The organism is Cupriavidus alkaliphilus (assembly GCF_014191175.1).
GTDB classification, from domain to species: domain Bacteria; phylum Pseudomonadota; class Gammaproteobacteria; order Burkholderiales; family Burkholderiaceae; genus Cupriavidus; species Cupriavidus alkaliphilus.
The window spans coordinates 38,847-50,871 of the sequence record NZ_JACHWE010000007.1 but is presented as its reverse complement, the minus strand read 5'-3'; the positions used below and the strand labels follow the sequence as shown (position 1 = coordinate 50,871).

Here is a 12,025-nt window from a genome sequence, read left to right as displayed (position 1 = left end):
GCCCAGCCGGGCAACCCGGCAACGGCGCATCGTCCGCACGAGTGGCGGCCCCGGCATTGTGGCGGCGCAATATGAAAGCTTTGTGACCCATGATACGCAGCAGGAAGTGGCGCATCCCGCCCGGCTGGGGGTTTTCCCTGTAACGGGTGGGAACGTTTTGGTAGGATGCAGGCTTTTCCGACGACGGTAATGCCAGTGTTCCGTGCCGCCCCGCGCCTGTGCCTCGACCGCTTCGCCTCATGAAGCTGGCTGAGATCAAGACCCGGCTTGCCCCGCTGCTTGCCTCGTTTCCGGCTTCACTGCCTGCCCCCCTCCGGCGAGGCCTGTCCCGCCTGGCGGCGCGCGCCGCGCGCGCCGGCCTGACGCACCCCGGCACGCTGCGCCCCACCCGGCGCGGCGTGCTGCTTGGCCTGGCCGCGATTCCGGCGGCGCTGCTGCTCTATGTGCTGGTGCTGATCCCGTTCACGCCGGGCATCAGCGATATCCGCAAGGCCAAGTCCGAGCAACCGGCCCAGGTACTGTCCGCCGACGGCAAGGAGCTGGCCGTGTTCAAGTGGGCCAACCGCGACTGGGTGCCGCTCAAGCAGATCTCGCCCAACGTGGTGGCGGCGCTGATCTCCACCGAGGACCACCGCTTCTACCAGCACCACGGCCTGGACTGGCGCCGCATCGCCTCGGCCGCGCTGCATACCTTCTCCGGCGACCGCCAGGGCGGATCCACCATCACCCAGCAGCTGGCGCGCAACCTCTATCCCGACGAGATCGGCCGCGCCCCCACGCTGACGCGCAAGCTCAAGGAAGCGATCACCGCACTGAAGATCGAGGCGCTCTACACCAAGGACGAGATCCTCGAGACCTATCTCAACACGGTGCCGTTCCTGTACAACGCCTTCGGCATCGAGATGGCGGCGCGCACCTACTTCGACCGCCCCGCCCGCTCGCTCGACGTGCTGCAGAGCGCCACGCTGATCGGCATGCTCAAGGGCAACAGCTACTACAACCCGGTGCTCAACCCCGAGCGCGCGCTGGACCGGCGCAATACCGTGCTGGGGCAGATGGTCAAGCGCGGCAAGCTCGACGCGGCGCGCTACGAGCAGCTGAAGAAGCGCCCGCTGCGCATCGACTTCGAGCGGCAGACCGAGCCGCCCGGCCCCGCGCCGCACTTTGCGCAGCAACTGCGCAAGTGGCTGATCGGCTGGGCCGACCGCAACGGCTACGACATCTACGCCGACGGCCTGGTGGTCCACACCACCATCGACGCGCGCCTGCAGGCCATGGCCACGCAGGCCGTGGCGCAGCAGGGCAACCGGCTCCAGGCAGTCGCCAACGCCGCCTGGGCGCCGCGCGCGGGCTGGGCCGCCAACAAGCCGCTGGTGCAGGCCTTCGTGCGCGAGACCCCGGAGTACCGCGCCGCCGTCGCCGCCGGCACGGCACCCGACGAGGCGCTGCGCCACCTGATGGCCGACAGCGCCTTCCTGCGCGCGCTGCACCAGAGCAAGACCCGGATCCAGGCCGGCTTCCTGGCCATCGACCCGCGCAACGGCGAGATCCGCGCCTGGGTCGGCAGCCGCGACTACACCCAGGACGCGTTCGACCACGTGCAGCAGGCGCGCCGCCAGCCGGGTTCGACCTTCAAGCCCTTCGTGTACGGCGCGGCCTTCGACGAGGGCAAGACCCCCGACGATACGCTGGTGGACCAGCCGGTGGAAATCGAGCTGGCCGGCGGCGAGGTCTGGCGCCCCAGCGACGAAGGCCGCCCCACCGGCCGCGCCATGACGCTGCGCGACGGCCTGGTCTATTCGCGCAACACCATCACCGCACAGCTGATGCAGGAAGTGGGCCCCGCGCGCGTGGCGCGGCTGGCGCGCAACATGGGCGTGCGCGACAGCCAGCTCGACGTGGTGCCGTCGCTGGCGCTGGGCACCAGCCCGGTCACGCTGAAGGAAATGGTGGCCGCCTACGGCACCATCGCCAATGCCGGCGACTACATCGCGCCGACCATGGTGACCCGCATCGAAGACCGCCGGGGCAACGTGCTGCAGGTGTTCCGCCCCGCGCGCGCCGAGCACGCGCTGCCCGCCGCCGCCACGCAAACCCTGCTCGACGTGATGCGCGACGTGATCGACCGCGGCACCGGCGCCGGCATCCGCTCGCGCTTCGGCATCCGCGCCGACGTCGCCGGCAAGACCGGCACCACCCAGGACAATGCCGACGGCTGGTTCATCCTGATGCATCCGGAGCTGGTGGCGGGCGCCTGGGTGGGCTTCAACGACAGCCGCATCACGCTGCGCAGCGACTACTGGGGCCAGGGCGCGCACAGCGCGCTGCCGATGGTGGGCGACTTTTACCAGCGCGCCCTGCGCGCGCGCATCATCGATGGCCGCGCGCGCTTTGCCGAGCATGAGGAAACGCACGTGTTCGCCTCGCTGGGCACGCAGCTGCGCGGCTGGTTCAGCCAGCTGTTCACGCGCGACAAGGCCAGCGAGACCACGACCCCGCGCCCGGCGCCGCGCCGGCCGGCGTTGCCGGCGCAGGAAGCCGAACTGCCGCCGCCGGCGGGCGCGGCCTCGGCCGTGGCGGCGGACGGTGACCACGATGAGTCCAGCCTGGCGCTGGACCGGGGGGAAACGGTGATAGCCGTGCCGCCGCCGGACCTCAACGCGGGCAGCGCGCCGGTTGCGCCGCCCCCGGCGCATGAACCGGCCCCGCCAGCCATCCTGCCCCCGGCCTCCCCCACGCCAGCGACCCCGCCGGCTCCGGCTCCGGCGCCAACTCCTACTCCGACGCCAACGCCAACGCCCGCGGCACCGATCACGCCGCTCGCACCCACCATCATCACCCCCGCCGGCCAACGATAGTCGCTGAACCAGGCGCTCCGTCCGCCGGGACGCGGCTCATGCCAATCCGATATCCCGCCCCGCGACGCCCGGAAACACCTGCGCCAGCCGCGCCGGATCCAGCCCGTACAGCCTGCGGAACAGCCCGCCCAGCAGCGCCCGGTACTCGTTGCGCACCGGCCAGTCGCGATCCTGGTTGAGCGTGGCCGCTTCCACCGCGACCTGTTCGCCCGCGATGCGGCCACCGCGCACGCTGCCGCCCAGCACCCAGTAGACCGTGCCGTGACCGTGGTCGGTGCCGCGCGTGCCGTTCTCGCGGAAGGTGCGGCCGAACTCGGACAGCACCACCACGGTGGTCTTGCTCCAGGCGGGACCCATCTCCGCGGCAAAGGCCGACAAGCCGCGGCCCAGGTTGTCGAGCAGCCCGGCCAGCTGGCCCTGCGCGGCGCCCTGGTTGACGTGGGTGTCCCAGCCGCCCACGTCGATAAAGCCCAGGTTGAAGCGCTCGCGCATCAGCCCCGCCATGCGCCGGGCCTCGACCTCGAAGCCGCGCGCGCTGAGCGCGCGGCGGCTGGCAGCCTGCATCTCCTGCTGGCGCGACGCCATCGTGGCCGGGCCGGCGCCAGCCATGCCGCCCTTCGGCGGCTCCGCCTGCGCCTGGCGCGCGACGGTCTCGCGCAGCTCGAAGCCCTCGTCGATCAGTGACTCGAAGCGCGTGCCGCGATACATCTGCGCCAGCAGCTTCGCCTGGCGCGCATCGAACGGGGCGCGGCCACTGCCCTTGAGCGAGACGTTGGGCACGTCACGCGGGCCGGACAGCACCAGCGGCAGCCCGTCGGTGAACGCCACTGGCGCAGCCTGGCCGCCCATGGCCTGGGCCAGCCGATTGAGGAAGCCGCTGCCGCGCGGCGCAGCCGCGGCCTGGCGGCTTTCGTCATGGCCGGGCAGGCCGGCCTCGATACCGTCCTGGGTCTCGAAGTGGCTGCGCGACAGGTCGTGCGTGCCGGCGAACGGCACAAAGGCCAGCTGGCCCTGTTGCCACAACGGCAGCAGGGTCGGGGACAGGGCCGGGTGCAGGGCCCAGTCGCCGATGCCGCGCGCGGCGCTGTCGGCGTTAAAGGCGGATGCCAGCGCCACCGCGGCGTTGGGATCCGCGTCGGCACCCGGCGCGGGCGGACGGCGGATGGCGATATTGGGCCGCGCCGCGTAGTAGAAATCGCTGCCAGCCGGCACCAGCACGCTGGCGGCGTCATAGCCGCCGCGCAGGAATACCAGCAGGAAGCGCGCGTCGGCCTGCGCGGGCAGCGCGTAGACGCGCGAGGCGATGGCGGGCAGCGCCAGGCCTAATGCGGCGCCACCCATCGTCTTGAGCCATTGTCGGCGTTGCATGGTGCTCTCCGTTGCCTTCAGCGCTGCATCCATTCGGGCGAAGCCAGCAGCAAGGTGTTCCATTCCGCCTGCGACTCGGCCTGACTCAGCGCGGTGCGCGTGGCGGGGCCAAGGGTGGCTTCGATCGCGTCGTAGTAGAGCTTGTTGCCGATGGTCGGGAAGCGCGCCCCGCGCGGCGTGGCGCCATCGCCCGCGAACAATCCCGCCGGCCCCGAGCCGATCGCGCGCGCGATCTCGAAGCGCCGCACCATCTGCCCCGAACTGGCCCAAGCGCTTTCCGCCGACGGATAGCCGTCGGGCGCCACGTGGCCGTACAGCGGCTCACCCAGCTGGTTCAGCCAGTTCATCACCGGGCGCAGGTTGGCTACCTGCCGGCCTTCATACGCCAGCCGCAGCGACGACACCACATAGACCATCGGGTCCTTGAACTTGCGCGGCGACGCGTCCGCCTGCCAGTCCAGTCCGGGCGCCAGCAGCATGGTGCGCAGCACCGCGGCGATATCGCCGTCGGTGCGCGTGAAGGTCTGCGCCATGCGCTCGACCAGCGCGGCAGGCGGGTCGTCGGCGATGAAGTGAGCCGCCATCCTGGCACTGACAAAGCGCGCCGTGGCCGGCTCGCGCGCCAGCATCGACACCGCGCGCGCCACTTCGTCCAAACCGGACGGCTCGATGCGCTGGCCCAGCAGCAGCTTGGCGCCGAAGTCGTGGCGCGCGGGGTTGAACTCGAACAAGCCGTCGCTGCGGTACAGGCTTGCGCGCGCGGGGGGCAGCTTCGGCGGCGGTGTGCCGCGCAGGTTCACGCCCACGCCGGTCAGCACGCGCGCCAACTCCTGCACGTCCTGCTGCGTATAGCGCGAGCCGCTGGGCCCACCAGACACGCCCAGCGTATGCAGCTCCATCAGCTCGCGCGCGTAGTTCTCGTTGACGCGGTTGGCGCTGCTCTGGGCATTGTCGAGATAGACCAGCATCGCCGGCGCGGTCACCGTCGCCATCAGCAGGTCGCGGAAACGGCCGAGCGCATGCGGCCGGATGGCGCGCTCTTCGTAATCGGCCAGCAGCAGCCCGACCTGGCCCTTGCCCGCGTACACGTTGAAATGGTTCATCCAGAACCATGTCATCTGCTCGCGCAGCTGCGCCGGCGAATACAGCGCGCGCAGCAAGTGGCGCCGCGCCACATCGGCCACGATCTCGCGGCCCTGCATGTTGAGCGCCTGGCGCGCCTGCTGCCGGCTGGCGTCGTCCGGCAGGGCGTCGATACGCTGGCGCGCCTCGCGCGCGGCCTGGACCTGCGCGGCGGCGCCGTCGCGCAGGTTGGGCAAGGCGGCAATGGCGGCCGCCAGCTCGGGCGGATCGGCCAGCGGCATCGCCAGCTGCTGCGCGAGAAAGTCCTTGCGGCCCAGCCGGCGCAGCGCGTCCAGCGAGGCCTGGTCGGCGCCGTAGGTGACGGTGTTGAGCCAGCGCAGGTCGGCGGCCGCCGTGGCCACATGGCCGTCACCGTTGCCCGGCCCCGCCTGCAGGCCGGCACAGCCCGCCAGGCACGCGGCCAGCGCCAGCGCGGCGGCGGCGCGCCAGGCGGCAACTCGTCCACGGCCATGTGGTCTTGCATGCTGCGCTGGATCCATGTGTTTCACCTCTTCCGGTTCGATCCCCATCACCATGTTACGTGGCAAGCCCAGAGCGGTTGACGCGGCGACGCCACGCGAGTGTTACCAATGCTTTCAGTGCGAGATTGCCGGATTTGCCAAGACAGCGGCGCCGCGCCTCGCTAGCCTTGCCGTTTTCTGCCCTTTCCGCTCCCGCAGCGGAACCGCCTGACCGCATGTCGCGACCCCTGTCCACTGCCGCCTGGCTGCCCGCCATGGCCTTCGTCCTGATCTGGTCCACCGGCTTTATCGTCGGCAAGGCCATCGTGCCGCTGGCCGACACCAGCCTGTTCCTGCTGGGCCGCTTTGCCGTCGCCGGGCTGATGTTCGCGGCGTGGTCGCTGGCCGCGCGCGCGGCATGGCCGCCGCTGCGCGAAGCGCCGCGCCACCTGCTGGCCGGGGCGCTGATGCAGGGCTTCTACCTGTGCGCCGGCTACGGCGCCGTCGCCAGGGGCCTGCCGCCGGCGATCATGGCCCTGCTGGGCGCGCTGCAGCCGCTGCTGACCGCGCTGCTTGCCATCCCCCTGCTGAAAGAGCTACCTTCCAGGCGGACCTGGCACGGCCTGGCGCTGGGTGCGCTCGGCGTTGCACTGGTGGTCGCCCCTGCGTTGCACGCTGGCCCGCACGGCGCGGCCAGTGCGGTATCGCCGGCGACGGTGTTGCTGGGAGTGCTGGCCATTGTCTCCATCACCATGGGAACCCTGTTGCAGAAAACCGCCATCGCCGCCTGTGACCTGCGCGCCAGCTCGGCGTGGCAGAACCTGGGCGCCATGCTGGTCGCCGCCGCGATGGTGGTGATCCAGGCAGCCAGCGCGCCGCTGCACTGGCACGGCGGCCCGGCTCTGTGGGCCGGGCTGGCCTGGGCCGCCATCGGCCTGTCCGGCGCCGGCACCTGGCTGCTGGTGAGCCTGGTGCGGCGCGGCCAGGCTGCCAATGCCGCGGCGCTGATGTTCCTGGCGCCGCCGCTGGCCGCGCTGCAGGCCTGGCTGCTGTTCGGCGAGCGCCTCGGTGCAGTGCAGATACTTGGCATGGCGGTGGCAGGGGCCGGCGTCTGGCTGTGCCAGACCCGTGGCAGGATGCGGCATGCCGAAGCCCGCTGAAGCGCGCGCCGCGCCGCTGGTCGAGCACCGGCGCTACCGGCCGCAGCCGGACGGCCACCAGCACGGCTACCACCAGCTGCTGTTCGGCCTGGCCGGCGCCTCCGAACTGGAGCTCGACGGCCATCTCTACCGCGTCGACGACCGCACCGGCCTGATCGTGCCGGCCGGCAGCCATCATGACTACATGGGCTACCAGGGGAACCTGCAGCTGGTCGCGGACTTCCCCGCGCAATCGGTGGCGCTGCCCGCGCGGCTGATGGCGCGTCCGCGCGCGTTCGCGCTGGAGGGCGCCTTTGGCAACCGGGTGCGGGCCCTGGCGGCGGGGCGCACGGCGTGCGCGGCACGCGCGCCGCAGGCGGACTGGCAGCTTGCGGCAACCCTGGCCGCGACGCTGGCCGACAGCCTCGGCATGCCCGCGGACCGCGATGTCTTTCCGCTGATGGCCGTCGACGGCTACCTGCGCGCCAACCTGGCCGCGCCGCTGCGCGTGCCGGAACTGGCCGCGCATTTCGGCTGGAGCGTGCGGCGCTTCCAGACCCTGTTCGCCGAGGCTTTCGGCGATACCCCGCACCGCTACCAGACCCGCCTCCGGCTGGATCGTGCACTGCAGTGGCTGTCGAACTCCCGGCTGCCGCTGGCCGAGATCGCGCTGATGTCAGGCTACCCGGACCAGACCACGTTCACGCGCAGCTTCACGCGGCGCTTCGGGCTGCCGCCGGGGGCATGGCGGGCGGCCGCGCGCAGGTAAAAACGCGGGTGCTGGCCGCCTTGCGCGACCGGGTTACCGCGAGACAATATCCTTGCGCATCGGCCCCAGAATACCCAGCAACTCCTTCTGCTCGCGCGCCGGCACCTTGAACTTGTTGAGCGATTTCACCAGGTCGTCGACCAGCGCATCGAACTCGTCGTTGCTGATGGCCATGCCGGCATGGGCGGTTCTCATATCGCGTCCTGAATAGGTGCAGGGCCCGCCGGAACCCGCGCAGATCTGTTCGACCAGCCTGGTCTTCAGCCGCGGAATATTGGCATTGGCGAACCTGGCATTGATGCGCGTGTCGGTCGCCACGTTGCCGACAAAGTCGTCGACCACCGCGGTAATGGCCTGCATGCCGCCAAGCCGGTCATATAACGACGAAGTCGTGGCAGGCTTGGCACGATCCGGCGTTGCGCAACCGGCAAGCCCCAGCACCGCCGCCACAACAAAACCGCACAGAACAGGCGAGATACGCATGGCTGCCTCCTTCCTTAACCCGGTAGCTGCGGGATCGGAGCCAGTGCCGCGGCGCAAATTGCATTGACCGCATGCTGGGATAGCGCAGACAGCGCCGGCTTCGGCTGTTTCAGCATAGCAGGTTGGTTCCGCTTTGCTTTCAAGCCGATGACGGCATGGCGCTTTCGATACCAAACGGCTAGAGTCGGAGACGACAAGACACGGACGCGGCCATGCCCAAGCCCCAGATTCTTACCTATGTCGACGCCGGCGCGTCGGACTGGACCGCATGCCTGATGCGAACCATCGGCCATCAGCTGCCTGCAGGGGCCTATGAAATCCGCGCGGTGATGGCAAGCGAGATCCGGCACGACGCCACGCTGTTCGACGATGCGGTGATGTTCGTCATGCCGGGCGGCGCCGACCTGCCCTATTGCGCCTTGCTGAATGGCGCGCCGAACGCGCGCATCCGGCAATTTATCGAACAGGGCGGCGCCTACCTGGGGATATGCGCGGGCGCCTACTACGCATGCCGCGAACTGGCATTCCATGCCGGCACCCGCGGTGCAATCTGCGGCCCGCGCGAACTGCGGCTGGTGGATGCGGTGGCCGTCGGCTCGCTGCCAGAACTGACCGGCGGCAAGCTCTATGACGGCACCCCGCGCACCACGGCCGCGGTGGAACTGCGGACCACCGACAAGCTGACCGAAGTCCCGCTGTCGGTCTACACGCATTACCACGGCGGCTGCCGCTTCGACTTCGCCGACACCCCCGGCCCCGGGACCGAGGTCCTGGCCGTCTACGCGGGCATCCCCGGCACGCCGCCCGCCATCGTCAGCGCACAGGTCGGCAAGGGCCGCGCGCTGCTGAGCGGGGTCCACCTGGAGATTTCGGAGCGGGAGTGCAAGGATGCGTTGCGCGGACACAGCGATATGTCCGAATACCTCCACGTGTGCGACCGGCTGGCGCAAACGGGCGATGCGCGCCTGGCGGTGTTTCGGCGGTTGCTGGCGCAGGGTGGGCTGTCGCTTGGCTGAAAGGGCCGCATCCTAGCGCGTCATCTTCCCCGCCGCATCCCCGGTAAAGTGATAAAGGTGCGTATTGTCCGGCGCCTCGCTGATCCCCTCGCCGCTCGGACGGAATTCAATATGGCGCTGGAATTTTTCGCTGTCGGCCCGGGCGTCGCGCTCGGCGGCCCGCAGCGCCTCGGCATAGGGCATGGGGTCCTTCGATGTCTCGATTTCCAGCAGCAAGGTCTGTTCGTTGACCCGCACGCTGTACTTGCCGAGATTGAACAGCAGGTACATCGCCAGCAGGTTGTCATAGTCCTGGTAAGCCCCGGCTTCGCGGCGAAAGTCGAGCGACAGCACCGAGGGAAAGCGGTCAGGCAGGTCCTTGAAGGCGATTTTTTCTTCCTCTTGCGGATCGACATAAGTCGAGCCGCGGTACTTCTTGTACAGCACCACGTCCATGCCGTAGCTGCGCTGGCCCCATTCCCGGATCAGCTTCATCGCCATCTCGGTCGGGATATTGGCGGTGGCTGCCGCGACCATGCGCTGCCCTGAAAACAGCGTCGCGCCGGTCACTGCCAGGTCGCGGTAGCCGGCGCCATACTTGAAAGCGGCGCCGATGGTCTTGGCGCAGTTCAGGCGCAGGTAGTCGTAGCGGATCGGCCCGTGGTGATATTCGGTGTTGCTGCGTTGCTGGTGATAGTCGTCGTTGATGCGGCGGAAATAAGCGGCCAGCGCCGCCTTGTCCGCCGCCGGCACGCCATAGACCCGCACCCCGATGACCGAACGCTTGTAGATTTCGCCGAAGTCGAGCCCGAACGATGCGGTATCGGCGACCGTGGATACGGTCTTGAACAGATATTCCTGCTTGGGGATGGCGATCATCAGATCGGTGGTGTAGCGGCCGCCAGCGTGGGCGGGGTCGCGGTCCGCGTAGAAGTTGGCCGAGTACACCCGCTCTTCGCCCGCCGCATCATCGCGCAGTGCCAGCGCGATATGGCCGGCGGATCCGCCCTTGGAGGTGCCGAAGCTGATCAGCAGCTCCAGGTCATATGGGTCTTCGCGCAGCCGTGACGCGATCTGCCCGAGGTTGGCGGGCTCCGGCCCGCCCTTGCTGCCGAATTCGCTGGCCAGCGCCAACCGCGGCAAGAGCAACACCATCGCGACAAACCACAGCACCGACCTCATTCTCATTATTTCCCCCGATTCTGGACGTCCCAGGGCATGACCATGACATGCCGACGATACCATGCTGCCCATCGCCACGGCACACCCCTGCCCCCGCGATCCGGTACAATGCCCTGCTTTCGAGGACGACCTCGCCCGCACCGGGTATGAATGTCCGGGACGGCCCGGCTCTTGATCAAGGAGCCATCATGGCTTGGATATATCTCGTCATCGCCGGAGTGCTCGAGGTGCTTTGGGCGTACTCCATGAAGCTGTCCGAAGGCTTTTCGCGCCCGGGCTACTCGGCCATCACCATCGTGGCCATGATTGCCAGCTTCGCCCTGCTATCCCTGTCAATGAAAACCCTGCCGCTCGGCACGGCCTACACCATCTGGACCGGCATCGGCGCCGTGGGCGCGTTCCTGGTGGGGCTTTTCGTGCTGGGCGAACCGGCCAGCGCAGTCAGAATCCTGGCGGCGGGGCTGATCGTCAGCGGACTCGTCATGATGAAGATGGCTTCCTGACGGTCCGGCATGCGTTGGCTTGCGCCGGCCGCTGAATCCCGCGCCGCGGCCGCCCTGGCCGCTCGTTTAGAATGCCTCGCACGCGCCGCGATTCGGACGGGTCCGGCGCGTTGCCTTGTCATTCACACCGTGCGCAATGAATGCTCCCCTGGAACTCGTCGGAAACCATCCGTCGGTCGCCGCCCTGCGCGACCTGGTCGCGCGCGTGGCAAGAAGCCAGGCGCGTACCGTGCTGCTTTACGGTGAAACCGGCACCGGCAAGAGCCTGGTGGCGCGCCTGCTGCACCAGCAGTCCAGCCGCGCGGACGCGGAGTTCATCGACATCAATTGCGCGGCCATCCCCGGGCAGTTGCTGGAGTCCGAGTTATTCGGCCACGAGCGCGGTGCATTCACCGGCGCGGTGGGCAAGAAGGAAGGGTTGATCGAGGCCGGCAATGGCGGCACGGTGTTCCTGGATGAGGTGCGCGAGCTGGACCTGGTGATGCAGTCCAAGCTGCTGACACTGCTGGATACCCGGCGCTTCCGCCGCGTCGGTGCGATCAGGCCGATCAGTGTCGACGTGCGCTTTATCGCCGCCACCAACAAGATCCTGCTCAGCGAAGTGAAGGCCGGCAAGTTCCGCGAGGACCTGTACTACCGGCTGCAGGTCATCTCGATCAATATCCCGCCCTTGCGCGAACGCGGCGACGACATCCTGCTGCTCGCCCACAATGCGCTGCAGCGCTACAACCGCCAGTACGGCAGCCGCATGGAGCGACTCGACCCGGAAGTCGAGCGCATCTTCCGCGCATACCGCTGGCCCGGCAATGTGCGGGAACTGGAGAACCTGCTGGAGCGCATCTGCCTGCTCGAGCCAGGCCACTGCGTGTTGCCGGCCCACCTGCCGGCGCGGATCCTGCGCGAGATGAACCTCGCCGCCGCGACGCCGGCCGACCTGATGCCCATGCCTGCTGCGCCAGCCGGCCCGCTGGATTACCACGCCGCCACGGCACAGTTCCAGGCAGGGTTGATCGAACAGGCCTTGTCGGCCTGTGGCGGCAATCTCGCCGAGGCCGCACGCCTGCTTGGGCTGAGCCGCCATGCGTTGCGGCACCAGATGAGCAAGCTCGGATTACCCGCCGGCTGACGCGGCGCGCATTCCGCGC

General features: G+C 69.2%; 10 protein-coding genes. 6 read left to right on the top strand and 4 right to left on the bottom strand.

The genetic code is table 11. The annotated features are described in order from the left end of the window. Positions 1 to 239 precede the first annotated feature (239 nt). Positions 240 to 2,858: a penicillin-binding protein 1A gene (locus FHX60_RS21605; RefSeq protein ID WP_183284571.1), complete on the top strand. Its 2,619-nt coding sequence runs from the start codon at positions 240 to 242 to the stop codon at positions 2,856 to 2,858. Positions 2,859 to 2,894: 36 nt separating this feature from the next. Here the strand turns inward: FHX60_RS21605 and FHX60_RS21600 are convergent, their stop codons facing one another. Together FHX60_RS21600 and FHX60_RS21595 are read right to left on the bottom strand one after the other, a co-directional pair. Beyond that, the gene (locus FHX60_RS21600) at positions 2,895 to 4,226 is read right to left on the bottom strand and encodes a DUF1501 domain-containing protein (RefSeq protein WP_183284570.1); all 1,332 of its coding nucleotides are present in this window, start codon (positions 4,224 to 4,226) and stop codon (positions 2,895 to 2,897) included. Positions 4,227 to 4,243: 17 nt separating this feature from the next. Further along, positions 4,244 to 5,848, bottom strand: a complete 1,605-nt coding sequence (locus tag FHX60_RS21595) for a DUF1800 domain-containing protein (protein ID WP_183284569.1) — start codon at positions 5,846 to 5,848, stop codon at positions 4,244 to 4,246. 197 nt (positions 5,849 to 6,045) lie between these two features. Between FHX60_RS21595 and FHX60_RS21590 the strand changes: the two genes are divergently transcribed. Both FHX60_RS21590 and FHX60_RS21585 read left to right on the top strand, forming a co-directional pair. Then, positions 6,046 to 6,969 (top strand): DMT family transporter, encoded by a 924-nt coding sequence (locus FHX60_RS21590; protein ID WP_183284568.1) that lies wholly within the window; start codon positions 6,046 to 6,048, stop codon positions 6,967 to 6,969. Then, positions 6,953 to 7,717 carry a helix-turn-helix transcriptional regulator gene (locus tag FHX60_RS21585; protein WP_183284567.1) on the top strand — a complete coding sequence of 255 codons (765 nt, stop codon included), beginning with the start codon at positions 6,953 to 6,955 and terminating at the stop codon, positions 7,715 to 7,717. Before FHX60_RS21590 ends, FHX60_RS21585 begins: the two co-directional genes overlap by 17 nt. Before the next feature lie 33 nt (positions 7,718 to 7,750). Here the strand turns inward: FHX60_RS21585 and FHX60_RS21580 are convergent, their stop codons facing one another. Then, a complete protein-coding gene (locus tag FHX60_RS21580) occupies positions 7,751 to 8,200 on the bottom strand; it encodes a group I truncated hemoglobin (RefSeq protein WP_112776355.1) in 450 nt (149 codons plus the stop codon). 212 nt (positions 8,201 to 8,412) lie between these two features. Between FHX60_RS21580 and FHX60_RS21575 the strand changes: the two genes are divergently transcribed. Beyond that, positions 8,413 to 9,216 carry a BPL-N domain-containing protein gene (locus FHX60_RS21575; protein WP_092311073.1) on the top strand — a complete coding sequence of 268 codons (804 nt, stop codon included), beginning with the start codon at positions 8,413 to 8,415 and terminating at the stop codon, positions 9,214 to 9,216. Between the two features lie 12 nt (positions 9,217 to 9,228). On the opposite strand, the gene FHX60_RS21570 is transcribed toward FHX60_RS21575, so the two are convergent. Continuing rightward, positions 9,229 to 10,449, bottom strand: a complete 1,221-nt coding sequence (locus FHX60_RS21570) for a hypothetical protein (protein WP_260164451.1) — start codon at positions 10,447 to 10,449, stop codon at positions 9,229 to 9,231. A gap of 116 nt (positions 10,450 to 10,565) precedes the next feature. On the opposite strand from FHX60_RS21570, the gene FHX60_RS21565 reads away from it, so the two are divergent. Together FHX60_RS21565 and FHX60_RS21560 are read left to right on the top strand one after the other, a co-directional pair. Beyond that, positions 10,566 to 10,880 (top strand): DMT family transporter, encoded by a 315-nt coding sequence (locus FHX60_RS21565; protein ID WP_112776353.1) that lies wholly within the window; start codon positions 10,566 to 10,568, stop codon positions 10,878 to 10,880. Positions 10,881 to 11,016: 136 nt separating this feature from the next. Continuing rightward, entirely contained in the window at positions 11,017 to 12,006 is a 990-nt protein-coding gene (locus FHX60_RS21560) for a sigma-54 interaction domain-containing protein (protein ID WP_183284566.1), read from the top strand. The last annotated feature ends 19 nt before the right edge of the window (positions 12,007 to 12,025 follow it).